23 protein-coding genes and 1 pseudogene are annotated in these 21,792 nt (G+C 69.0%); 18 read left to right on the top strand and 6 right to left on the bottom strand.

Annotated features, from left to right (window positions below; translation table 11 throughout):
* Positions 1 to 25 precede the first annotated feature (25 nt).
* The 4 genes from FB600_RS35625 to FB600_RS35610 all read left to right on the top strand — a co-directional run bounded on the left by FB600_RS35625 (position 26) and on the right by FB600_RS35610 (position 3,476).
* Positions 26 to 580: a DUF3005 domain-containing protein gene (locus FB600_RS35625; protein WP_046579391.1), complete on the top strand. Its 555-nt coding sequence runs from the start codon at positions 26 to 28 to the stop codon at positions 578 to 580.
* Between the two features lie 398 nt (positions 581 to 978).
* Positions 979 to 2,205 (top strand): YeeE/YedE family protein, encoded by a 1,227-nt coding sequence (locus tag FB600_RS35620; protein ID WP_036051642.1) that lies wholly within the window; start codon positions 979 to 981, stop codon positions 2,203 to 2,205.
* Between the two features lie 231 nt (positions 2,206 to 2,436).
* On the top strand, positions 2,437 to 2,859 hold the full coding sequence (locus FB600_RS35615; RefSeq protein WP_025098802.1) for a hypothetical protein: 423 nt from the start codon (positions 2,437 to 2,439) through the stop codon (positions 2,857 to 2,859).
* Complete coding sequence (locus tag FB600_RS35610; RefSeq protein WP_098154069.1) at positions 2,859 to 3,476, top strand: hypothetical protein; 618 nt, start codon at positions 2,859 to 2,861, stop codon at positions 3,474 to 3,476. Before FB600_RS35615 ends, FB600_RS35610 begins: the two co-directional genes overlap by 1 nt.
* A gap of 25 nt (positions 3,477 to 3,501) precedes the next feature.
* Here FB600_RS35610 and FB600_RS35605 read toward each other — a convergent pair whose 3' ends face one another.
* On the bottom strand, positions 3,502 to 3,990 hold the full coding sequence (locus FB600_RS35605; protein WP_013697938.1) for a hypothetical protein: 489 nt from the start codon (positions 3,988 to 3,990) through the stop codon (positions 3,502 to 3,504).
* 102 nt (positions 3,991 to 4,092) lie between these two features.
* On the opposite strand from FB600_RS35605, the gene FB600_RS35600 reads away from it, so the two are divergent.
* The 3 genes from FB600_RS35600 to FB600_RS35590 all read left to right on the top strand — a co-directional run bounded on the left by FB600_RS35600 (position 4,093) and on the right by FB600_RS35590 (position 5,849).
* The gene (locus tag FB600_RS35600; protein ID WP_145758207.1) at positions 4,093 to 4,740 is read left to right on the top strand and encodes a hypothetical protein; all 648 of its coding nucleotides are present in this window, start codon (positions 4,093 to 4,095) and stop codon (positions 4,738 to 4,740) included.
* 100 nt (positions 4,741 to 4,840) lie between these two features.
* Entirely contained in the window at positions 4,841 to 5,587 is a 747-nt protein-coding gene (locus tag FB600_RS35595) for a DNA/RNA non-specific endonuclease (protein ID WP_047837091.1), read from the top strand.
* Positions 5,580 to 5,849, top strand: coding sequence for a hypothetical protein (locus FB600_RS35590; protein WP_013697941.1), 270 nt, complete (start codon positions 5,580 to 5,582; stop codon positions 5,847 to 5,849). The genes FB600_RS35595 and FB600_RS35590 overlap by 8 nt, the downstream gene beginning before the upstream one ends.
* Positions 5,850 to 5,907: 58 nt before the next feature.
* Here the strand turns inward: FB600_RS35590 and FB600_RS35585 are convergent, their stop codons facing one another.
* Positions 5,908 to 6,969 carry an LLM class flavin-dependent oxidoreductase gene (locus FB600_RS35585; RefSeq protein ID WP_013697942.1) on the bottom strand — a complete coding sequence of 354 codons (1,062 nt, stop codon included), beginning with the start codon at positions 6,967 to 6,969 and terminating at the stop codon, positions 5,908 to 5,910.
* 207 nt (positions 6,970 to 7,176) lie between these two features.
* On the opposite strand from FB600_RS35585, the gene FB600_RS35580 reads away from it, so the two are divergent.
* Positions 7,177 to 8,121, top strand: a complete 945-nt coding sequence (locus tag FB600_RS35580; protein WP_096748958.1) for a GlxA family transcriptional regulator — start codon at positions 7,177 to 7,179, stop codon at positions 8,119 to 8,121.
* Positions 8,122 to 8,271: 150 nt separating this feature from the next.
* Here the strand turns inward: FB600_RS35580 and FB600_RS35575 are convergent, their stop codons facing one another.
* A complete protein-coding gene (locus FB600_RS35575) occupies positions 8,272 to 8,895 on the bottom strand; it encodes a helix-turn-helix domain-containing protein (RefSeq protein WP_036039023.1) in 624 nt (207 codons plus the stop codon).
* 150 nt (positions 8,896 to 9,045) lie between these two features.
* Here FB600_RS35575 and FB600_RS35570 point away from each other — a divergent pair, with 150 nt between their 5' ends.
* Together FB600_RS35570 and FB600_RS35565 are read left to right on the top strand one after the other, a co-directional pair.
* Positions 9,046 to 10,056: a fumarylacetoacetate hydrolase family protein gene (locus FB600_RS35570; RefSeq protein WP_227742986.1), complete on the top strand. Its 1,011-nt coding sequence runs from the start codon at positions 9,046 to 9,048 to the stop codon at positions 10,054 to 10,056.
* A gap of 16 nt (positions 10,057 to 10,072) precedes the next feature.
* Positions 10,073 to 10,855, top strand: coding sequence for an N-acyl homoserine lactonase family protein (locus FB600_RS35565; protein WP_098154066.1), 783 nt, complete (start codon positions 10,073 to 10,075; stop codon positions 10,853 to 10,855).
* Between the two features lie 17 nt (positions 10,856 to 10,872).
* Here FB600_RS35565 and FB600_RS35560 read toward each other — a convergent pair whose 3' ends face one another.
* The 3 genes from FB600_RS35560 to FB600_RS35550 form a co-directional block, all read right to left on the bottom strand.
* Positions 10,873 to 11,190, bottom strand: a complete 318-nt coding sequence (locus tag FB600_RS35560; protein WP_145758208.1) for a hypothetical protein — start codon at positions 11,188 to 11,190, stop codon at positions 10,873 to 10,875.
* The gene (locus FB600_RS35555) at positions 11,177 to 12,589 is read right to left on the bottom strand and encodes an acyclic terpene utilization AtuA family protein (protein WP_145758209.1); all 1,413 of its coding nucleotides are present in this window, start codon (positions 12,587 to 12,589) and stop codon (positions 11,177 to 11,179) included. The genes FB600_RS35560 and FB600_RS35555 overlap by 14 nt, the downstream gene beginning before the upstream one ends.
* Positions 12,590 to 12,662: 73 nt before the next feature.
* The gene (locus FB600_RS35550; protein ID WP_096750594.1) at positions 12,663 to 13,970 is read right to left on the bottom strand and encodes a CitMHS family transporter; all 1,308 of its coding nucleotides are present in this window, start codon (positions 13,968 to 13,970) and stop codon (positions 12,663 to 12,665) included.
* A gap of 99 nt (positions 13,971 to 14,069) precedes the next feature.
* On the opposite strand from FB600_RS35550, the gene FB600_RS35545 reads away from it, so the two are divergent.
* From FB600_RS35545 to FB600_RS35510, 8 genes and pseudogenes are all read left to right on the top strand, one after another.
* On the top strand, positions 14,070 to 14,960 hold the full coding sequence (locus FB600_RS35545) for a LysR family transcriptional regulator (RefSeq protein WP_145758210.1): 891 nt from the start codon (positions 14,070 to 14,072) through the stop codon (positions 14,958 to 14,960).
* Positions 14,961 to 15,274: 314 nt separating this feature from the next.
* Entirely contained in the window at positions 15,275 to 16,123 is an 849-nt protein-coding gene (locus FB600_RS35540; protein WP_036039092.1) for a transporter substrate-binding domain-containing protein, read from the top strand.
* A gap of 113 nt (positions 16,124 to 16,236) precedes the next feature.
* Positions 16,237 to 16,962: an ABC transporter permease gene (locus tag FB600_RS35535; protein ID WP_013697952.1), complete on the top strand. Its 726-nt coding sequence runs from the start codon at positions 16,237 to 16,239 to the stop codon at positions 16,960 to 16,962.
* Positions 16,963 to 16,980: 18 nt separating this feature from the next.
* Positions 16,981 to 17,727: an ABC transporter permease gene (locus FB600_RS35530; protein ID WP_013697953.1), complete on the top strand. Its 747-nt coding sequence runs from the start codon at positions 16,981 to 16,983 to the stop codon at positions 17,725 to 17,727.
* Positions 17,728 to 17,753: 26 nt separating this feature from the next.
* A complete protein-coding gene (locus FB600_RS35525; RefSeq protein WP_013697954.1) occupies positions 17,754 to 18,545 on the top strand; it encodes an ABC transporter ATP-binding protein in 792 nt (263 codons plus the stop codon).
* A gap of 61 nt (positions 18,546 to 18,606) precedes the next feature.
* Entirely contained in the window at positions 18,607 to 20,217 is a 1,611-nt protein-coding gene (gene hutH, locus FB600_RS35520) for a histidine ammonia-lyase (protein WP_096748951.1), read from the top strand.
* 61 nt (positions 20,218 to 20,278) lie between these two features.
* Positions 20,279 to 21,016 (top strand): histidine utilization repressor, encoded by a 738-nt coding sequence (hutC, locus tag FB600_RS35515; protein WP_096748950.1) that lies wholly within the window; start codon positions 20,279 to 20,281, stop codon positions 21,014 to 21,016.
* Positions 21,017 to 21,349: 333 nt separating this feature from the next.
* Positions 21,350 to 21,792 (top strand): annotated as a pseudogene (locus FB600_RS35510) (urocanate hydratase); the annotation flags it as partial.

Below are 21,792 nucleotides of genomic sequence, written 5' to 3'. Positions count from 1 at the left end.
ATCCCGGTGATGGCAAGGAGCCCGAATGAAACCGGTCAAATCGAATCCCTATCCGCAGCAACAGCACGAGAAGGTCGGCGAGAGCCCGGTGAAGACGCCGGCCGCCGGCAAGGACCAGCCGGACGCGAGCGCGCAGGCCAGCGGCTTCGCGCGCAACCAGACGCCGGAAACGGTGGCCGGCAAGACGCCGACCGGCCTGCCGCCGATCGAGCGAGGCGAACGCGGCGACCAGCATGCCGACCCGGTGCGCCGCGCGGCGGCGCGCATCACCTCGCTCGACAATGCCAACATGGCGAGCACCGACAATTCCGTCGACGTCGACGGCAAGGGGCAGGAAGCGCGTCGCGAGGCCTCGCCGCTGCAGGACAACGTGATTCATTCGAACGCCTCGCTCGACGACAGCACCGCGCCGCCCGACGAGGGGCTGGGCGGCATCGACAGCCAACCGCGCGCCGAGGTGCTGGCCCGGCCCGGCTGGGCGGTACGCGACCAGGGCATGGTGATGGTCGATCATCGCGAGGGCAACGGCATCCGGCGTGCCGAGCGCCTGTTCAGCTTCGAGCGCGACGGCTCGCACTGAGGCGGCTGAAGCGGCACCGAGGCGGCATCGACGCGCCGGGAATGTGCACCACGATTCGCTTCGCATGACGGTGGTGGCCCGCAAACCATCGCGAGCCTGAACTTCCGCGCGTTCGTCCAGCGTGCCTGCGCCGCCACCATCGCCGCCGCCGTTCCGGCCCCGGCCGCGAACGGCGTTTCATGCTACGCTTGCGCCCGGCCTACGCCAGCCCGGGCCCGCCGCCCTCGCATCGATCGCGCGAGGCCGGCCGCCTGGACGGCCCGATCCATCCGATCGGCGCCCCGGCCGATCGAGGCCGCCCGATTCCGCCTGATTCCGTGTGCCGCGATCCCGCCGGCCGCGATCCGCGCCTCGCCGGTCCGCTCGTTCCTCCTCTCACGTTTTCGCCGTATCCGCCCATGTCGACCTTGCCCTCGTCGCCGGCTCCCGCGCCGCGCGCCTTCGATTCCATCAATCCCAAGCCGCTCGGCATCGCGCTGGTGCTGGTGCTGCTCGGCGCGATCTATCTCGCGCAGACCGTCAGCCTGCGCCAGGCCGCGCTCTACCTGGTGGGCGCGCTGCTCGGCATGACGCTCTACCACGCCGCCTTCGGTTTCACCTCGGCCTGGCGCGTGTTCATCGCCGACGGCCGCGGCGCCGGCCTGCGCGCGCAGATGCTGATGCTCGCGATCGGCGTGCTGCTGTTCTTCCCGGCGCTGTCGGCCGGGTCGCTGTTCGGGCAGCCGGTGGTCGGGCTGGTCTCGCCGGCCGGCACCTCGGTGATCGTCGGCGCCTTCATCTTCGGCATCGGCATGCAGCTCGGCGGCGGCTGCGCCTCGGGCACGCTCTACACGGTCGGTGGCGGCAGCACGCGCATGATCGTCACGCTGCTGGCCTTCATCGTCGGCTCGGTGGTGGCCACCGCCCACATGCCGTTCTGGACCTCGATGCCGCAACTCAAGCCGCTCTCGCTGGTGCACGCGCTCGGCGTGGCGCCCGCGATCGTGCTGAACCTCGCGGTGTTCGCCGCGATCGCCGCGCTGACCGTGGCCATCGAGAAACGCCGCCACGGCCGCCTGGTCAACGCGCCCGAGCGCGCGCCGCATGCCTCGCCCTGGCTGCACGGCCCCTGGCCGATGCTGGCCGGCGCGGTGGCGCTGGCGGTGCTCAACTTCGCCACGCTCGCGCTGTCGGGCCGCCCCTGGGGCGTGACCTCGGCCTTCGCGCTGTGGGGCGCCAAGGGTTTCGCCTCGCTCGGCCTCGACGTGGCGAGCTGGAAGTACTGGCTCGCGGGCCCGAACGCGGCCGCGCTGTCGGCGCCGGCCAGCCACGACGTGACCACCGTGATGGACATCGGCATCATCCTCGGCGCGATGGCCGCCGCGGCGCTGGCCGGTCGCTACGCGCCGGTCTGGCGCATCCCGCGGCGCTCGCTGCTGGCGGCCGTGGTGGGCGGCCTGCTGCTGGGCTACGGCGCGCGCCTGGCCTATGGCTGCAACATCGGCGCCTACTTCAGCGGGATCGTCTCGGGCAGCCTGCACGGCTGGCTGTGGCTGGTCTGCGCGTTCGCCGGCAACGTGCTCGGCACGCGCCTGCGCCCCTGGTTCGGGCTGGAGGTCGAGCGGGTGAGGAATACCGGCTGCTGAACCGGCGCGGCGCGGGCTGCGCCGCTGTTTCCCGGTCGCCTCGTCGAAACGCGCGACATGTCCCACGGCATGTCGCGCGTTTCGTTTTCTGCTTGCTCGCGCAACGGGTTCGCGGGCGCCGGCGCGTGGTCATGGATGTCTTGTCCTTCTGATACATTACGCGTCGCGTCGCGCCGCATGCCGCTGGACGCCGGCGCGTAGAACAACAACCCCGACGCCGAGAGAACAAGCATGCTTGCAAAGAGAATCCGACTCGTCTCGGCCGGCGCGATGCTGGCCGCTTCCCTGGCGATGGCGCTGCCCGTCGCGCACGCCGCCCCTGTCGTCAAGAAGGTGCGCCTGATCGAGCTGTACTCGCGTTACGCGAAGAACGACAACATGGTGTCGGGCCTGCCCGAGTTCGGCGACGACAAGCGGATCCGCTTCAGCGCGGTGGTGGTCGAGCATTCGCAGGCGCTGGTGGGCGGCAATATCCTGTCGGCGGGCGACCCGTCCCAGCCCGACGAGGAACTCGCGCGCCTGAGCGGCTTCGACGACGCCGAGGCGCGCAAGCTCGACGCGCTGCCGGTGGGGGCGAAATTCAATGCGATCTGCTCGATCGGCTACACCCTGCACACCGATTACCTGTCGCTGACCGATTGCGTGGTGAAGTGATGGGCGCGCTGATCAAGTCGCGCCTGGCCGCGCTGTTGGCCGCGCTGTTAGTCGGCCTCGCGCTGGCCCAGGGCCTGGCCGCGCCGGTGCATGCAGCCACGGCCACCGGGGCCACCACCGCTGCCGATTCGCGCAAGCTGCTCGGCGAGATCGTGCAGTGCCGCGTCTCCTTCGATCGACTGGCCGCCTTCAACGAGCAGGTCGACCGGCACGCGGTCGGCCTGCCTTCGGCGACGACGCTCGGCGGCGCGCCCGGCGTGGCCTGGAAGGTGGACCCGGCGCTAAGCACGCTCGGCGTGAGCTCGGACACGGTGCTGCTGAACAGTCGCAGCGCGGTGTTCCTGGTGGTGGCCTCGGCGCATCCGGTCGAGGACCTGCTGGCGATGGTGCCGCGCGAGGGGCTACGCGTCGAGCTGCGGATGGGCCAGGACGCGATCGTGCGCAAGGACCTCGACGCGGATCACGCCTTGCGGGCCTTCACGATCGACGAAGGCCATTACGCGGCCGGATGCGTGTATGACGAACAGGCCTTCCTGAGGGCACGCGCGGCGCGCGAGAACGCGACGCCCGCGCGCCGCGCCGAGAAGAAGGCCCTGCAGGATGCCTTGAAGGATTGAATCTGAATCGACGAGGGCGGCAGGTTCAGTCGGGACGTTCGAAGTCGCGCGCGATCCAGCGCGTCGCGCTGGCCTTGTCGAGGCGGAAGCCGGCTTGCACGGTGGCCTGGCCCAGCTGCTCGCCGCTGTCGTCGAAGGCCTTCAGGATGGCGTAGGGCTGGTCCTCGTCGGGCACGATGTCGAGCGTGACGGACACGCTGCGCTCGTCGGTCCACACCGTGACTTCCTTGTGCAGCATCGCCTCGCGCTGCTGCTCGTGGCGGCGCAGGACTTCCGAGGCGGTCTTGACCAGGGTGCGGAACGCATTGGCGTCGAGCGGCTTCGGATTCTTCTTGTCGCGGCCCATGGTCCAGGGGCCGACCAGCGCCGGCTCGGCCTCGCCGTCCTTGATCATCTCCACCGCCCAGCCGTCGTCGTCCTCGTTCTTGATCACGCGGGCGGTCCAGCCGTTGTCGCGCCAGAGGGTGTCTTCGTGGAGGGGCGGGAGATCGTCGGTGAGGTCGGCAGTGGTCATGAAGCGCGTGCGAGGTGAGGTCAGGCAGGGGTCATATTGTAAACGTTTTGACGCACGGGCCGGCAGCGGCCCGGCCGAACGGGAGAGCAGGAGAACCATCCAGTGAAGCGCATCTTCATCGTCCTCGCCGCGGCCCTGGCCCTGGCGGGCAGCACGGCCGCCCGCGCCGGCGGCGAACCGCGCGCCGGCATCTACGCGTTGCGCAGCCTGCCCGGCGCGCAGCTCGACTATCGCAGCCTGCGGCTCGCGGTCGACCACGGCCTCGTGACGGGCTGGTTCGACAATCCTTCCACCGCGCCGGCGGCCAATAATCCCGATCGCGATCCGACCTGCCGTTTCCTGATGACGGGCCGGCCGGACGAACATGGCCGCCTCGATTTCGCCACCGGCTTCGCGGGCGAGCGCGGCGGCCACATCGTGATGCAGCGGGACGCGCGGGGCGCATGGACGGTGCAGGCGCTCGGCGATCTGCCGAACTGCGACGTGCCCACCATCGCCGTGGGCGATACCTTGAGCCTGGGCGAGGCGCGCGACTGGCGCGGCTTCATCACGGTCGCGAGCCCGCGCGCGCCGCTCTATTCGGCGCCGGGCATGCAGGCCGTCACGCGTGCCTGGCTGGTGAAGGGCGACGTCGCCGCCGTGCTCGCGCGCGAGGGCGACTGGCTGAGGATCGATTACTTCTCGGGCGGCGGCGAGCTGCTGCGCTGGATTCGCCGCGCCGACCTGCGGGCCGACCTCCGCGCCGATTGACGGCGCGATACATCTTGCAACACAAGGGCCCGGGCCGCCGGTTTCGCGCCGCCCGGGCCCTCCATTACAATGCGCCCTTTTTTCCCGAAAAAAGACGCACATGAAATGGTTCGCCGCGCTCTGCGCGCTGTCGATCTCCGCGACGGCATTCGCTTCGTCGTGTCCGCAATTCTCTCCCGCCGGCCTGGAACCCGAACTCACCAACCCGAAGATGGTCCGGCAGGCCCGGCTGATCTGCTATTCGGATTTCGCCGTGCTGCACTCGGGCATCACCCACACGCCGCTGTGGTCGGCCGAGCACCTGAGCGCCGCGCACCTGGCCGAAGCGAAGGACGAGGTCCGCACCAATCGCTTCTTCGCCGAGCGGCGCCTGCCGGCTGGCGAGGGCGCGACGCTGGCCGACTATCGCCGCAGCGGTTTCGACCGCGGCCACATGAGCCCGGCCGGCGACCGCTGGAACCCGCAGGCGATGGCCGAGTCCTTCTCGCTGGCGAACATGATCCCGCAGAATCCGCAGAACAACCGCCGGTTGTGGGCGCGGGTCGAGGAAGCGGTGCGCGCGATGGCGGTGCGCGACGGCGAGGCCTATGTGGTGACGGGCCCGATGTTCCATGGCAGCGAGCTGCAGACCATCGGCGAGAGCCGCGTGATCGTGCCGACCGAGATCTACAAGCTGGTCTATCTGCCGTCGCGGAACATGGCCTTCGCGATCGTGGTGAAGAACAGCGACGCGAAACGGTACGATATCGTGACCGTGCATCAACTGGAGGCCGCCAGCGGGTTGCGTTTCCCCGGCGTGCCGGAGCGTCTGAAGGATAACAAGCCAGGAGGGTTGTCCGGTGTCTAAAGCGAATTTCACTGCATTTGCCGACGACAGCACCGTCGTCACCATCGCCGGCGACGCGCTGACGGTCAGCAACGATCCGTCGCGCATCCAGATCAGCGGCGATCTCGAGATCGCGCGCGACCAGGAAGGGCTCAAGCGGGCGCAGGCGTTGCTGGCCGCGCTGGCCAGCATCGTCGATACGCTCAAGGCCGTGCCCGACCTGCCGGCCAAATTGGCCGACGAGCCGCCGGCGCCCACCGGCAAGATCGCCAACCCGTTCTGAGACGGGGCGCCGCCCGAGCCCGCCGCCGTCCGGCGGCGGCTTGGCCGGGCGCCCGAAGCTAGCGCGCCAGCAGCCAGCGCACGCGCGGCACCACCTGCTCGGCGAAGTCGCGCATGTCGGCCTCGAAGGGCTGGAACTGCAGCATGAACAGTTCGATGCCGGCGCGATGGAAGGCCACGATGCGCTCGGCCACCTGGTCGTGGCTGCCCACCAGCCCCGCGGCGGTGCCGCCGTTCGAGCCGACGCGCGCCGATTGGGCGAAGGTGCGGAACATCACCGCGTTCGGATCGATGTTGGCCTTCTGTTGCTCGCGCAAGGGTTTGTCGCGCTCGGCGAGCGCGAACAGATGCGCGAGGTGCGCCTCGGCCCGCGCCGCGCTGTCCCGCGCGATCACGAAGGCGGACAGCCCGAAGCGCAGCGGCGCCGCCGCGCCCGGGCGCGAGCGCGCCCCCACGTCGGCGATCAGCGCCTCGACGGCTTCCAGCGGCTGGCCGTTGATGAACCAGACATCGCCCTTGTCGGCCACCAGCGCGCGCGCCGGCTCCGATTCCCCGCCCACGTAGATGCGCGGCCGCGCCCGATAGGGATCGGTCGGCCGCAGCGCGTAGTCGTCGATGCGGAAATGCTCGCCGGCGAAGCGCACGGTTTCGCCGCGCAGCAGCGCCTCGACCACGGTGATCCATTCGCGGCCATAGGCGTAACGCGCATCGTGCTCGGCGAAGCCGATGCCGGCGCGCTCCAGCTCCGGCCGGTTCCAGGCATTGACCAGGTTGATCGCGAAGCGCCCGCCGCTGATCAGCTCGATCTGCTGCGCCATCTTGGCCAGCACCACCGGGTGATAGAGGTAGGGCTTGATGGCCGCGATGATCTCGATGCGCTCGGTGAGCGCCGCGAGCGCGGCCGAGGCGGTCCAGGCCTCGAGCTGATCGAGCGAGGGCTGGTGCGGGTTGACGGTGTGCTGGGCGACCAGCACCGAGTCGTAGCCGAGCCGTTCGGCCTCGAGCACCAGCGCCTTGTTGCGCGCCCAGGAGGCGTCATAGGGTTCGTCGGGGTCCTGCAGCGCCGCGCGCGAGCCGTGCACGAGCGCCCAGACGCCGAAGCGGGGCAGGGGGGCGGTCATCCGTGTTCCTTGATGCGATATGAAGCAACCCGACATGGTCGCGGCCGCGCGCCGACGATCCAACCAAGTTTTTCAGCTAAGGATGTTCCGTTCCGGCGGTATCGCGGCTTCGCGGCTGCGCTTCGCACGGCCGAAGCGCCTTGCCACGGCCATGTCTTGAATCGTGTATAAATACATCTTTCATGACATCGACGCCGGGAGACGGCCATGCATCGAATCGGGTACCTGCTCTGCGACGGCTTCCAGATGATGGCGCTGGCCACCCAGACCATCTTCGAGGTGGCCAACCAGGCCGCCGGCGAGCCGTTCTACGCGGTCGACAACTATTCGATCGAGGGCGGCCTGCAACGCTCCTCGCTGGGCATGCACGTGGAAACGCGCGCGGTGTCGCCGCGCGCGGGCGTCGACACCTGGATCGTGGCCGGCGTGATCGATCCGCTGGCGGTGCCGGCGCCCGGGCCGCTGCTGGCCTTCCTGCGCCGCTCCGGCTTGCGCGCGCGGCGCGTGGCGGGAATCTGCACCGGCGGCTTCATGCTGGCCGAGGCGGGACTGCTCGACGGCCGGCGCGCCACCACGCACTGGGCTTATGCGCGCGCGCTGGGGCAGCAGCATCCGGCGGTGCAGGTCGAGGACGATCGCATCTACATTGTCGACGGCCCGGTCTGGACCTCGGCGGGCATGACGGCCGGCCTCGACCTGGCGCTGGCGATGGTCGAGCACGATCTCGGCGCCGAGGTGGCGCGCAGCGTCGCGCACAAGCTGGTGATGCACCAGCGCCGCTCGGGCGGCCAGTCGCAGCATTCGGAGATGCTCGCGCTCGCGCCCAAGTCCGATCGCATCCAGAACGCGCTCAACTACGCGCGGCAGCATCTCGATCGCGCCGTTTCGGTGGAGGAGCTGGCCGCCGCGGCGAACCTGAGCCCGCGCCAGTTCAGCCGCGTGTTCACCAGCGAGACGGGGCAGTCGCCGGCCAAGGCGATCGAAGGCCTGCGCCTGGAGGCGGCGCGCCTGATGATCGAGCGCGGCACGCATTCGCTGGAGGTGATCGCGCGCGAGACCGGCTTTCGCGACCGGCGCCATCTGCGCGAGGCCTTCGTGCGCGGCTTCGGGGTGCCGCCGCAGGCGGTGCGGCGCGAGGCGAGGGCGGGCTGAGGTCGATTCGTTCGGTATGCAGAGTGTTCGGCATGCCGGGCGCGCATTCGATGTTCGTCTGCCTCGATTGCGCGCAGCACGAGGGCAAGGCGGTTGGCTACCCGCTTCGGCGATGGGCCGGCGCACCGTCCGTCGCGTCGTCTTCCGATCTCAATCGCGTCGCGATATGACCATGTAGTAGCCGCAGGGCTCGTCGGTCTGGTTGACGAAGGCATGATCGACGTTCGCCTGGAAGAACAGCGAATCGCCGGGGCCGAGGTACTCCCTGGCGTCGAAGAAGTCGACCACGAGATGGCCGATCGTCACCACGATCTGTTTTTCGGTTCCTTCGGGATAGGCGGGAAGGCGGTCGGTGGACACGCCGGGCGGGAGATGGTGATAGACGAGTTCGACACGTCCACCGCCGGTGGCCGGCGACACGATATGCCGCTCGAAACCGTTTTCGGGATCCCGGAAGATCGGACGGGCGGCCCTGCGCATCAACACCGTGGCGCCTTTCGAGGCGCTTCCCCCCACCAGTTCCGTCAGCGAGGTGCGCAGGCTCTGGGCGATGCGGGTCGCGATGCCGATGGTCGGGCTCTTTTCTCCGCGTTCGACCTTGGACAGCATGGCGCGGCTCACGCCTGAACGATCCGACAACTGCTCCAGGGTCATCCCGGCGGCGGCACGAAGCTTGCGCACCCGGGCGCCGAAGGCTTCGGAGAGTTCGTCCGCTTCGCTCGATGCATCGGCATTCGCGTTAGGGACGGATGAGCGATCGTTTTTCAAGGCCATCGTGTCAGTCTACAGGGCCGATCATTATCTTCCACTATGGGAGAAAGTTTCAATTGAGCGCCAGCCAGGTCGATCCGGAACAAGACGAATCCGGCCCGATCATGTCCCCTTGATAATTCTCCTATCGTAGATATAATCCACCAAAGGAGATTGGTCGCACGCCGGGCGGTTTCGAGAAATCCCCATGCGCCGTCATGCGGCTCCCCATTCATCGCACTTGTTCGAGGATTGCATATGGGTATCGCTGGAAATGGCGCCAAGGTCGGCGCGCTCGACCTGAGGCTGGCCAATCTGCGTGCCGATGGCGCGTTGGCGCTCGGCGCGGAGATCGACGGCAGGATCGTGAACATCACGCGCGCGGGCCGCGAGCTGAACCTGCCGGCGCCCGCGGATATCGACGACCTGATCCAGAATGGCCTGGCGGACCAGGTGCGCGCGATCGTCGAGCGGGTCCGCTCCAAAGGGGGCCACGCGGGCCTGGAGGCGGCCGATGTCGTGTTTGCACCGCTCGTCACCCGGCCTCGAAAAATCGTCTGCGTGGGCTTCAACTATCAGGCTCATGCCGCCGAGACAGGCACGCCGGTTCCCAAGGCGCCGCCGCTGTTCGCCAAGTACGCGAACGCCCTCAATCACCATCGCGGCGAGGTGACGCTGCCCACGCGAATGGATCGCGAATTCGACTACGAGACGGAGCTGGTGCTGATCTTCGGCGAGCGATGCCGCGACGTGCCCGAGGCCGATGCCCTTTCCGTGCTTGCCGGCTATGCGATCGGCAACGACATCAGCGCGCGCGGGCTGCAGAACATCACCTCGCAGTTCATGGCGGGCAAGATGTCCGACGGTTTTGCCCCGCTCGGTCCGTGGCTGGTGACGCGTGACCGGGTGCCGGACCCGAACGCGCTGCGGCTGCGCACCTGGATGAACGGCGAGCTGGTGCAGGACGGCAATACCGCCGACATGATTTTCGATTGCCGGAAGATCGTCAGCTACGTGACCAGCATCATGAGCATCGAGCCGGGCGACATCGTGTTCACCGGCACGCCGCCAGGCGTGATCTGGGGGCAAAAGGTGCCGCGCGAACAGCGCCGATGGCTCGCGCCCGGGGATGAAGTGGTGTCCTCGATCGAGGGGCTGGGCGAGCTGTCCGTGAGATTTGCCTGATATCGGGAGGGGTTCGATGGAAAGCAGGGCATCGGTCGAGCGCATCTACATTCTCGACGGCGGTACCGCCCGGGTCGAGGATGCGTCGATCTATTCGCCGGGTTTCGACGTTGGAAAGCCGATGACGCTGAGCTGCAACGCGTATCTGATCCGGCATCGGAATCAATGGATGCTGTGGGATACCGGGACGCAGGACGACCTGATCGAGGAACCGGCAGGAAGAGTCATCGCGCACGGGATTCATGGCAGCGTGAACCGAACCATGGAGTCCCAGCTTGCCGAGATCGGCGTGGATCCGGACGACATCGCGATACTCGCCATTTCCCACGCGCACTACGATCACGTCGGCAATTGCAGGCTGTTTCGCCGGGCAAGATGGATCGCGCAGAAAGCCGAATACGAGGCGATGTTCGGCCCCGATCCCGGTGCGTTCGGATTCAAGCCCGAGCTCTATGCATCGCTGCTGGGCAATGACACGGAGGTCATCGAGGGCGATCATGACGTGTTCGGCGACGGCGCCGTTCGCATCATCTCGACGCCCGGTCATACTCCCGGCCATTGTTCGCTGATGGTGAACCTGCCGGACAGCGGCGTGGTGCTGCTCAGCGGCGACGTGGCCCACAACCGCCGCAATTTCCAGTGCAGATGCGTTCCCGCCTTCAACGCGGATGCCTTGGGATCGATCGCCTCGATGAATCGGATCGACGAAATCCTCGAGCGGGAAGGGGCCACCCTGTGGGTCAACCACGACCTGGCACAAAACATGACCCTGGCTCACGCACCGCGATCCATTTCCTGAGCGCGCAGCTCAGTCGTTCAGCCGCGCGGCGGCGCCGGCACCTCGATGGCCAGCAGCACCGAGCCGACCGACTTGCCATGCGCGTCGAGCGCGAGCGAACGCGTCACGCCGCCGCCCAGCGCCTTGCCGAGCACGAAGTTGAAGGCCGCCAGCATCGGCAGCTCGTGGCGTACCACCTCGCCCAGCACGAAGGCGCCGAGCCAGTCCTTCACGCGCTCGGCGCTCAGGTGTTCGCGCAGGTGCGCGTAGTCGCGCGCGTCGCGGCAGATCACCGAGACGTTCAGCGTATTGCCCTTGTCGCCGGTGCGCGAATGCGCCAGTTCACGCAGTTGCATCGTCAACCTCCAGCATCGTGAATACGGGCCGCACCTGCTCGCGCGGCAGCAGCACCGACTGCACCGCCAGCACCTCGCGCACCGTCTTGGTCGCGCCGCCGCCGCCGGCCGGCCCGTTGGTATAGAGCGTCTCGACCTCGTTGCCGATGCGCGCCGCCTCGGCGGCCGTCGCGCAACGGCCGGCCACGCGCAGCCGCAGCTCGGCCGGCTCGCCGCGCGCCTCGCGTGCGTCGATGCCGGTCGCGCCGTAGAGCGAATCGACGCCGATCAGGTCGATGCGCAGTTCGTCGAGCTGCACGCCCGTGAGCTTCAGCCGCTCGCGCACGATCTCGCCGGCCAGCCGCGCGCGCGCCAGCGCGCCCGGGCCGCCGTAGGAGATCTGGCCTTCGCCGATATGGCCGTCGGCATAGGCCACCGAAACCTTCAGCGTATCGGGCCGCGTGCGGCCGGTGCCGCCCGTCACGCGCACGCGGTCCGGGCCTTCCTCGCTCACCGTCACGCGGCTGAAATCGGCCGTCACGTCGGGCTGCAGGTAGCGCGCCGGATCGTGGATCTCGTAGATCAGTTGCTGCTTGCAGGTCTCGGCGCTGACGCGCCCGCCCGAGCGGGCCAGCTTGGTGATCGTCACCGCGCCGTCCTCGACCACCTCGCCGATCGGGAAGCCGAGCCGCGCCAGGTCCGGCACGTCCAGCCAGCCCGGGTCGGCGAAGTAGCCGCCCGTCACCTGGCCCGCGCATTCGAGCAGGTGGCCGACCACGGTGGCCTGGCCGAGCCGGGCCCAGTCGTCCATGCGCCAGCCGAATTCGTGGATCAGCGGCGCGGCGAACAAGGCGGGATCGGCCACGCGCCCGGTCAGCACGATATCGGCGCCGGCGGCCAGCGCCGCGACGATCGGCTCGGCGCCGAGGTAGGCATTGGCCGAGACGATGCGCTCGCGATAGTCGGCCACCGCCTCGCCCGATTCGACGAAACGCAAGCCGCCGCGCAGCACCGGCTCGAGCACGTCGTCGCCGCTGACGGCGGCGATCCTGAGCCCGGCGATGCCGAGCCCGGCGGCGATCCGCGCGGTCTCGCGCGCGGCCGCCAGCGGATTGGCCGCGCCCATGTTGGAGATGATCCTCACGCCGCGCGCGGCCGCTGCCGGCAGCACCGCGCGCATGCGCGCGCCGAGCAGCGGGTCGTAGCCGAGCGCGGGCTCGGCGCGCCGCGCCTGCTGCGCGATCGCGATGGTGCGCTCGGCCAGGCATTCGAACACCAGGTAGTCGAGCGCGCCGTGCTCGGCCAGCTCGACGGCGGGCTCGATGCGGTCGCCGGAGTAGCCGGCGCCGGCGCCGAGCCGGACGCGCCGGCCGGCCGGGGCGGAGGGAGCGGAGGTAGACGCGGATGCGGAAGCTGTCATGACGGGAATTCCGGTCGCTTGCGCGACTTGGTTGGACGGTATCGGCGGGCTGCCACGGCCGTCGCGGCGTGCCTCACAGGGCGAACACGCCGAACAGGACGCAGGCCAGCGTCATCACCACCGAGGCGCCGAACAGCAGCGGGAAGGTGAATTTCTGGTGCTCGGCCAGCTCGATGCCGCACAGCCCGACCACCAGGAAGGTGGCCGGCGTGAGCGGGCTGACCGGGAAGCCGGTGGTCATCTGGCCGAGCAGGGCGGCCTGGCCGACATGCAGGGCCGGCACGCCGAACTGGCCGGCCACCTCGGCGATCACCGGCAGCACGCCGAAGTAGAAGGAATCGGGATCGAACAGCAGGCTCAGCGGCATCGACAGCAGGCCCAGCGCGACGGGGATATGGCCCGCCATCGAGGGCGGCACGAAACCGACCGCGGCGGCGGCCATCGCCTTGAGCATGCCGCTGCCCTGCATGATGCCGGTGAACACGCCGGCGGCCAGCAGGATGCCGGCCATCATCAGCGCGGCCCGCGCATGCGCGTCGATGCGCCGGCGCTGCATCTCGACATCGGGATAGTTCACCAGCAGCGCGATGCAGAAGCCGACCATGAACATCAGCGCGGGCGGGATCTTCTCGCCCATCACCACCATCGTGCCGAGCACGATCACCGTCAGCACCAGGTTGAACCAGAACAGCCGCGGGCGGCGCAGCGCCTGCTCGTCGGCCGTCAGCGCGCGCTCGGGCATCGGGATCGCGCCGCCGCCGGCCAGGCCCGCGCCGAGCCGCCGCTGTTCGCGCCGGCCGAGCCACCAGGCCGCGCCGAACACGAAGGCCAGGCCGACCGCCTGCACCGGGATCAGCGGATTGAACAGCGCCGAGATCGGCAGGTGCAGCGAGGCCGAGGCGCGGATCATCGGGCCGGTCCAGGGCAGGAAGTTGATGCCGGCAGCCATCGAGACGGCCGCCGCCAGCACGCGGCGGTCCATGCCGAGCCGGTCGTAGAGCGGCAGCATGGCCGGGATCGTCACCAGGAAGCAGACCGCGCCCGAGCCGTCCAGGTGGATCAGCAGGGCCAGCAGGGTGGTGCCCATCACGATGCGGGTGGGGCGCGTGCCGACCGCGCGCAGGATCCGGTCGATGATCGGGTCGAGCGTGCCGGCGTCGGTGATCACGCCGAAGTAGAGGATCGCGAACACGAACATGCCCACCACCGGCGCCAGGCTCTTCAGCCCGTTGATCACGAAGCCGCTGGTCTGCAGGCCGAAGCCGCCGAGCAGGGCCGCCGCGATCGGCACCAGGATCAGCGCGACCAGCGGCGACATGCGTTTCGAGAGGATCGCGCCGAGCAGCACGACGATGGTGGCGAGCCCCAGTAACGGCAGCATCATGGTGTCTCCGATCTTGTCTTTTGGTGAGGGCGAGCGTAAGTTTTGGAGCGCGATAAGACAATTGAAATGATTTGATTGCAGCAATCAAGAACCGTTATGGATCTGAATCTTCGCGAATTGCGCGCCTTCGTCACCGTCGCCCAGGTCGGCAACTTCACGCGCGCGGCCGCGCGGCTGAGCCTCTCGCAGCCGGCGCTGACGGTGCAGATCCGGCGCCTGGAGGAGACCGTCGGCGCGCGCCTGTTCGACCGCAACAGCCGCAGCGTGGCGCTGACCCAGACCGGCCGCGCGCTGCTGCCGCTCTTGCAGCGCTCGCTCGACGACATGGAACGGGTGCTGCGCGATGCGCGCGCGCTCGGCGACGGCACCGCCGGCACGGTGCGCCTGGCCTGCCTGCCGACCTTCGCCGCCAGCGCCTTGCCGGAGCTGATCCGCGACTTCCGCCGGCAGGTGCCGCAGGCGCGCTTCGAGATCCGCGACGGGGTGGCCAGCAGCGTGGAGGCGCTGGTGCGCGGCGAGGAGGTGGACCTGGGCCTGACCGGCGGCGCGGCGGCCGATCCGGCGCTGGAGGTGCTGCATGCCGGCGAGGACCGGCTGGTGGTGATCTGCCCGCGCACCTACGCGCTGGCCAAACGGCGCCGCGTGAGCGCCGCCGAGGTGGCGGCCGAGCCGCTGGTACTGACCGCGCGCGGCACCAGCGTGCGCGCCGTGGTGGACGCGGCGCTGGCCGGCGCGGGTTGCACGCCCGAGCTGGCCTGCGAGCCCACCTACATGATGACGGCGGTGGCGATGGTGCGCGGCGGGCTGGGCCTGACCATCCTGCCGGCCTCGGCGCGCGAGGTGCTGGCCGAGCCCGAGCTGGTGGCGCGGCCGATCGACGACGCCGCCTTCGTGCGGCCGGTGGCGCTGATCAAGCGGCGCGGCCGGACCTTGCCGCGCGTGGCCGAGGCCTTCGCTGAGCGCGTGATCGCGCGCGGGTTGCAATGAGCGGTGCAACCGGGCCGGCGCGTGCCGCGCGCGGCGCCTCGGCGGCTCGGGCAACAGTATCGAGCTTTGTTCAGTTGACTAGATGACTTGCCCCAGCTTGGCGAACATGCCTCGCCAAGGCGAAATCCTGCACCGGAATCGATCACGAGAATTCGCCTGAAAGCCATATTGGATAAGCGTCTCCGGGTATGCCCTAGGTCCCCGCCGGTTTTCTCGAAATTGCTTGCCAAGGTGATTTTGTTGACCCATTCTTGTCTATACAAGAACGCTCGTTAGCTTAAGCAAGTAGTTCCAAACCCATGGGGAATGTCGACATGAAGAGTAAGCACAGCCGTCTCGTTTCGCTGCTGGTCGGCGCGGTTCTCGGATCCGCGATGATGGCAGGCGCCGCGCAGGCGAAGGACTGGAAGACGGTGACGATCGCGCTCGACGGCAGCTATGCGCCGTGGAACCTGACGCTGCCCGGCGGCAAGCTGGGCGGCTTCGAGCCCGAGCTGGTCGAGAATCTCTGCGCGCACGCGCAACTCAAGTGCAATCTCGTCACCCAGGACTGGGACGGCATGATCCCGGGCCTGCAGGCCGGCAAGTTCGATGTCCTGATGGATGCGATCTCGATCACGCCGGACCGCGAGAAGATCCTCGCGCTCTCGCAGCCCTATGCGGCCACCCCGGCCACCTTCGCGGTGGCGGACACCAAGATCCTGCCGAAGTCGGCCCCCAACGTGGCGGCGCTGCGCCTGGACAACGACGCGCGCAGCAACGCGCCGGCCGTCGAGGACCTGCGAAAGGCCCTGAAGGGCAAGACCATCGGCCTGCAGTCGGGCACCATCTACACGGCCTTCGTCAACAACAACTTCAAGGACGTCGCCTCGATCCGCGTCTACAAGAGCGCGCCCGAGCGCGACCTGGATCTCGCCAACGGCCGCATCGACGCCTCCTTCGACGACATCACCTACTACACGGCCAACCAGGGCAAGACCAAGGTGGTGCCCGCCGGCCCGGTGGTGGCCGGCCCGATCTGGGGCCCGGGCGAGGGCCTGGCGTTCCGCAAGACGGATACCGACCTGAAGGCGAAGTTCGATTCGGCGATCACCGCGGCCAAGGCCGACGGCACCATCAAGAAGCTCGCGCTGAAGTGGTTCAAGACCGACGTGACGCCGTAAGCCTCGCGCGCTCTCGCGGCATCACGCGCCTGGCCGCCGGCGGCGCGCGCGATGCCACTCCGATGTCGCTGCGCGCGCCCGCCGCGTAGCCTGCTTTGCCTGGGGTAGTCGCCATGTCCTCTCTCATCTCCACGCTCGGTTTCGGATCGGAAGGCTGGGGCAGCGTGCTGCTGCTCGGCGCGCTGATGACGATCGTGCTGACCTTGTCCGCCTTGCTGATCGGCTCCGTGTTCGGCGGCCTGGTGGCGGCCGCCAAGCTCTCGCGCTTTCGCCTGCTGCGCGTGCTCGGCGACTGCTACACCACGGTGTTCCGCGGCGTGCCCGAGCTGCTCGTGATCTACCTGTTCTATTTCGGCGGTTCGAGCCTGGTCACCACCATCGGCCAGTGGTTCGGCGCCGACGGCTTCGTCGGCGTGCCGCCGTTCGCGATCGGCGCGGTGGCGGTGGGCATGATCTCCGGTGCCTACCAGGCCGAGGTCTACCGCGCCGCGGTGCTCGCCGTCTCGCGCGGCGAGCTGGAGGCCGCGCGCGCGATCGGCATGCCGCGCCTGACCGCCGCGCGCCGCATCCTGATCCCGCAGGTGCTGCGCTTCGCGCTGCCGGGCCTGGGCAACGTCTGGCAACTGAGCCTGAAGGATTCCGCGCTGATCTCGGTGACGGGCCTGGCCGAGCTGCTGCGCGCCACCCAGGTGGCGGCCGGTTCCACCCACGAATACTTCCTGTTCTTCGTCGCCGGCGGCGTGCTGTACCTGCTGATGACGGGCGCCTCGAACCGCATCTTCGGCAAGGCCGAGGCGCACGTGGGCCGCTCCTTCAAGCGCAACTTCGCCCGCAACTGACCGAGGACGGCTCCCATCATGCATATCGATTTCCCGTTCCTGCTCGACACCATGCGGCAGTTGATCGCCGCCGTGCCGACCACGCTGGGCCTGTTCTTCCTGTCGCTGGTGATCGGCGGGCTGCTGTCCCTGGTGATCGTGGCGATGCGCGTGTCGCGCCACTGGCTGCCGAACCGTTTCGCGCGCGCCTACATCCTGGTGTTCCGCGGCTCGCCGCTGCTGATCCAGATGTTCCTGGTCTATTACGGGCTCGGCGAGTTCGGCGTGATCCGCGAGAGCTTCCTGTGGCCGGTGCTGCGCGAGCCCTATGTGTGCGCGGTGCTCTCGCTCGCGCTCTGCACCGCCGGCTACACTGCCGAGATCATCCGCGGCGGCCTGATGGCGGTGCCGGTCGGGCAGATCGAGGCCGGTTACGCGATCGGCCTGTCGGGCTTCTCGCTGCTGCGCCGGGTGATCGGCCCGATCGCGCTGCGCCAGTGCCTGCCGGCCTATTCGACCGAGGCCGTGCTGCTGGTCAAGTCCACCGCGCTGGCCAGCCTGGTGACGGTCTGGGAAGTGACCGGCGTCGCGCAGCAGATCATCCAGCAGACCTATCGCACCACCGAGGTGTTCGTCTGCGCCGCGCTGATCTACCTGTTCCTGAACTTCGTCGTGGTGCGCCTGCTCGGTTTCCTCGAGACGCGCCTGTCACGCCACCTGCGCGCCGCGCCCGCCGTGGTGTCGCGCCCGGTCGCCTCGCTCGAGACGCGGCGCGCCGCGCCCTGAACGCCTGCCTGATCCTGGAGAAACGCATGCAATCCGCTAAGCCGGTGGCGCTGTCCGCCCACAACATCCACAAGTCGTTCGGCGATCACCACGTGCTCAAGGGCATCTCGCTCGACGCGCACGAGGGGGACGTGATCTCGATCCTCGGCGCGAGCGGCTCCGGCAAGAGCACCTTCCTGCGCTGCCTGAACCTGCTGGAGATTCCCGACGACGGCTCGGTCACGCTGGGCGGCGAGGAACTGAAGATGAAGCGCCGCCGCGACGGCACGCTGCAGCCGGGCGACCGCCGCCAGGTCGACCGGGTGCGCTCGCAGCTCGGCATGGTGTTCCAGAACTTCAACCTCTGGTCGCACATGACGGTGCTCGAGAACGTGATCGAGGGGCCGATGCGCGTGCTCAAGCGCAGCCGCGCGCAAGCCGTCGAGGAGGCCGAGGCGCTGCTGGCCAAGGTCGGGCTCGGCGAGCGGCGCGGCCATTATCCGGCGCATCTGTCGGGCGGCCAGCAGCAGCGCGTGGCGATCGCCCGCGCGCTGGCCATGCATCCCAAGGTGATGCTGTTCGACGAGCCCACCTCGGCGCTCGACCCGGAACTGGTCGGCGAGGTGCTGCGCGTGATGCGCGCGCTGGCCGACGAAGGCCGCACCATGCTGGTGGTGACGCACGAGATGGGTTTCGCGCGCCACGTGTCGAACCGCGTGATGTTCCTGCACCAGGGGCAGGTCGATTCCGACGGCACGCCCGACGAGGTGTTCGGCGAGCAGAAGTCGGAACGCTTCCGCCGCTTCGTGTCGGGCCACGAGGACCGCAACGCGAACTGAGCCCCGAGCGGGGCCGCCCTTTCACCCACATCGTTTTTCGTCTGATCCGCAGGACACCGCCATGGCCGTCATCCGTACCGATCGCCCGCTGGACTGGCGCGATATCGCCGCCGTCGCCGCCGGGCAAGCGCTGCACCTGTCCGGCGAGGCGCGCGAGCGCATCGCCGCCGCCCGGCACCTGGTCGAGCAGATCGTGGCGCGCGGGATTCGCGCCTACGGCGTGAACACCGGCGTGGGCGCGCTCTGCGACGTGGTGGTGTCGCCGGCCGACCAGCACGATCTCTCGCACAACATCCTGATGAGCCACGCGGTGGGCGTGGGCGCGCCGCTCGGGCGCGAGGAGACGCGCGCGATCATGGCGGCCGCGATCAACAATTTCGCGCATGGTCATTCGGGCGTGCGCGCCGAGGTGGTCGAGCGGCTGGAGGCGCTGCTCGATGCCGACTGCCTGCCCGAGGTGCCCGCCATGGGCTCGGTCGGCTACCTGAGCCACATGGCGCATATCGCGCTGGTGTGCGTGGGCGCGGGGCAGGTGCGCTGGCGCGGCCAGCGCCTGGGCGGTGCCGAGGCGCTGCAACGGCTCGGCCTCGCGCCGCTCTCGCTGGAGGCCAAGGAAGGCCTGAGCCTGGTCAACGGCACGCCCTGCGTGACGGGGCTGGCCGCGCTGGCCCTGCGGCGCGCCGAGCGCATGCTCGACTGGGCCGACGCGGTTGCCGCGATGAGCTTCGAGAACCTCGGCGGGCAGATGGCCGCCTTCGATGCCGATTCGCTGGCGTTGCGCGTCTCGCCGGGCCTGGCGCGCGTGGGCGAGCGCATGCGCGCGGCGCTGGACGGCAGCGGCCTGCTGGCCGCGGCGCTGGGGCGGCATACCCAGGATCCGCTCAGCATGCGCACCATTCCGCACGTGCACGGCGCCGCGCGCGACGTGCTCGCGGCCACCGCCGAGGTGGTCAATCGCGAGCTGGCCTCGACCACCGACAACCCGATCGTCACCGGCACGCCGGAGGCGCCGCGCGTCTATTCGCAGGCGCACGCGGTGGGCGCCTCGATCGCGCTGGCGATGGACAGCCTGACGATCGCCGTCGCCCAGGTGGCGGCGATGGCCGAGCGGCGCGTCGACCGGCTCGTCAATCCGCTGGTCAGCGGCTTGCCGGCCTTCCTCGCGCAGGCCAGCGGCACGCGCTCGGGCTTCATGATCGCGCAGTACACGGCGGCCGCGCTGGTCGCGCAGAACCGTCGCGAGGCCGCGCCCGCCAGCCTCGACGGCGGCGTCACCTCGGGCCTGCAGGAGGACCATCTCTGTCACGCCACGCCGGCCGCGCTCAAGGCGCTGGCGGTGATCGAAAATAGCTGCCGGATACTTGGGATAGAATTGCTCGCCGCCGCCCAGGCCTACGACCTGCAGCCGGTCGAGGCGCCGCGCGCGGCCTATACGGACCGGCTCTACGCACGCATCCGCCACGACGTCGCGTTCTATCGCGACGACCGCCCGCTGGCCGACGACATCACGCTGGCCTTCGGCCTGATCGCCCATGGCGAGCCGCCGCCGCTGCCCGATCCGGTCAAGGTGCGGCCCGTGGACGGCACCCTGGTGGCCGATGCGGCGCCGCCTTCGGCGGGCGGTCCGCTGGCCTCGGCCAACGACGTGCTGCCGGCCGCGATCGGCGGCTGACGCGCCCGAGCGCACGCGGGGCCGGGCCGATAGCCCCTCACGAAGGAAGTCGAGAATAACGATGACGACAAACGCAGTGGACGACGCGACGCAGCCCCGGGCCGCGCGCAAGCTGGCACCCGCCTACGAACAGATCAAGCGCTATGTGATCGGCCATATCGCGGACGGCACCTGGAAGCCCGGCGAGATGATCCCCTCCGAGACCGAGCTCGTGAAGGAGTTCGGCGTGGCTCGCATGACCGTGTCGCGCGCGCTGCGCGAGTTGACCAGCGAGCGCGTGCTCAAGCGCGTGCAGGGCTCGGGCACCTTCGTGGCGCCGCGCGACGTCGAGTCGACCGTGCTCGACATCCGCAACATCGCCGACGAGATCGTCTCGCGCGGGCATCGTCATACCGCCAAGGTGCTCGCGCTCGATACCAGCCTGGACCCGGAGGCGCTGGCCGCGCTGAACCTGTCGAAGGGGCCGGTGTTCCACTCGCTCATCGTGCATTACGAGGAGGGCGAGCCGATCCAGTACGAGGATCGCTACGTCAACCCGCTGGTGTTTCCGCATTACCTCGAGCAGGACTTCACGACCGAGACGCCGAACCGCTACATGGTGAAGCTCGCGCCGATCCAGCGTGCCGATTTCCGCATCTACGCCAACAAGCCCGACGCGCCGATCCGCCGCCATCTCGCGATGGAGATCGGCGAGCCCTGCCTGATGATGTGGCGGCGTACCTGGGTCGGCGAATCGGTGGCCACCTCGGTGCAGCTGTGGCACCCGGCCTCGCGTTTTCATCTGGCCGGCAGCGTCTGAGCAGGGGTTTTCCACACGGCTTTTTCGCATCCTTCCCCGCGTTTCCCTGCCATTTCATCGCGTGCCCGCCGGTGGCGCGTTTCGTTTTTCTCCTCGATTTGTCTAGCCAAGTTGGCCGCGCGATTGTGCTCGTGCGGTGAACTGGCGTCTGTGCGCTTGCCGGGTTTCTAGCCTGATTTTCCGGCATCGGGATAAACACCGGGTTCGGCCGTGAAGCACCGTTTTTTATTGAAAACGCGTTGTCTAGACAACATTGGCCGGATAGACTCGTGCCTGTCCGGTTGCGCTGCAGCCGATCGTGCCGATCCGGCTTTATTCCTTTCGAGGGCTGTCATGAACCATCCCAAGCACATCGATCCGCGTCTCGATCCGACGCGCGTGATCCGCGCGCCGCGCGGCAGCGAGAAAACCTGCAAGACCTGGCTTGCCGAGGCGGCGTACCGGATGATCCAGAACAATCTCGATCCCGAGGTGGCCGAGCATCCGCATGCGCTGGTGGTCTATGGCGGCATCGGGCGCGCGGCGCGCAACTGGGACTGCTTCGACCAGATCCTCGCCTCGCTGAAGGACCTGGAGGATAACGAAACGCTGCTGATCCAGTCGGGCAAGCCGGTGGGCGTGTTCCGCACCCACGCCGACGCGCCGCGCGTGCTGCTGGCGAATTCGAACCTGGTGCCGCACTGGGCCAACTGGGATCACTTCAACGAGCTCGACCGCAAGGGCCTGATGATGTACGGCCAGATGACGGCCGGCAGCTGGATCTACATCGGCAGCCA

The sequence above is a fragment of the Burkholderia sp. SJZ089 genome (genome assembly GCF_007828315.1).
GTDB lineage: Bacteria > Pseudomonadota > Gammaproteobacteria > Burkholderiales > Burkholderiaceae > Burkholderia > Burkholderia gladioli.
The sequence above is the reverse complement of the archived record's forward strand: the minus strand, read 5'-3'. Positions and strand labels throughout refer to the sequence as shown.

Excerpts from the sequence above, each read along its gene's own strand:
- FB600_RS35625 (WP_046579391.1), top strand. The coding sequence starts at position 26 with ATGAAACCGGTCAAATCGAATCCCTATCCGCAGCAACAGCACGAGAAG.
- FB600_RS35620 (WP_036051642.1), top strand. The coding sequence starts at position 979 with ATGTCGACCTTGCCCTCGTCGCCGGCTCCCGCGCCGCGCGCCTTCGAT.
- FB600_RS35615 (WP_025098802.1), top strand. The coding sequence starts at position 2,437 with ATGCTTGCAAAGAGAATCCGACTCGTCTCGGCCGGCGCGATGCTGGCC.
- FB600_RS35610 (WP_098154069.1), top strand. The coding sequence starts at position 2,859 with ATGGGCGCGCTGATCAAGTCGCGCCTGGCCGCGCTGTTGGCCGCGCTG.
- FB600_RS35605 (WP_013697938.1), bottom strand. The coding sequence starts at position 3,990 with ATGACCACTGCCGACCTCACCGACGATCTCCCGCCCCTCCACGAAGAC.
- FB600_RS35595 (WP_047837091.1), top strand. The coding sequence starts at position 4,841 with ATGAAATGGTTCGCCGCGCTCTGCGCGCTGTCGATCTCCGCGACGGCA.
- FB600_RS35585 (WP_013697942.1), bottom strand. The coding sequence starts at position 6,969 with ATGACCGCCCCCCTGCCCCGCTTCGGCGTCTGGGCGCTCGTGCACGGC.
- FB600_RS35580 (WP_096748958.1), top strand. The coding sequence starts at position 7,177 with ATGCATCGAATCGGGTACCTGCTCTGCGACGGCTTCCAGATGATGGCG.
- FB600_RS35575 (WP_036039023.1), bottom strand. The coding sequence starts at position 8,895 with ATGGCCTTGAAAAACGATCGCTCATCCGTCCCTAACGCGAATGCCGAT.
- FB600_RS35565 (WP_098154066.1), top strand. The coding sequence starts at position 10,073 with ATGGAAAGCAGGGCATCGGTCGAGCGCATCTACATTCTCGACGGCGGT.
- FB600_RS35560 (WP_145758208.1), bottom strand. The coding sequence starts at position 11,190 with ATGCAACTGCGTGAACTGGCGCATTCGCGCACCGGCGACAAGGGCAAT.
- FB600_RS35555 (WP_145758209.1), bottom strand. The coding sequence starts at position 12,589 with ATGACAGCTTCCGCATCCGCGTCTACCTCCGCTCCCTCCGCCCCGGCC.
- FB600_RS35550 (WP_096750594.1), bottom strand. The coding sequence starts at position 13,970 with ATGCTGCCGTTACTGGGGCTCGCCACCATCGTCGTGCTGCTCGGCGCG.
- FB600_RS35545 (WP_145758210.1), top strand. The coding sequence starts at position 14,070 with ATGGATCTGAATCTTCGCGAATTGCGCGCCTTCGTCACCGTCGCCCAG.
- FB600_RS35540 (WP_036039092.1), top strand. The coding sequence starts at position 15,275 with ATGAAGAGTAAGCACAGCCGTCTCGTTTCGCTGCTGGTCGGCGCGGTT.
- FB600_RS35535 (WP_013697952.1), top strand. The coding sequence starts at position 16,237 with ATGTCCTCTCTCATCTCCACGCTCGGTTTCGGATCGGAAGGCTGGGGC.
- FB600_RS35530 (WP_013697953.1), top strand. The coding sequence starts at position 16,981 with ATGCATATCGATTTCCCGTTCCTGCTCGACACCATGCGGCAGTTGATC.
- FB600_RS35525 (WP_013697954.1), top strand. The coding sequence starts at position 17,754 with ATGCAATCCGCTAAGCCGGTGGCGCTGTCCGCCCACAACATCCACAAG.
- hutH (WP_096748951.1), top strand. The coding sequence starts at position 18,607 with ATGGCCGTCATCCGTACCGATCGCCCGCTGGACTGGCGCGATATCGCC.
- hutC (WP_096748950.1), top strand. The coding sequence starts at position 20,279 with ATGACGACAAACGCAGTGGACGACGCGACGCAGCCCCGGGCCGCGCGC.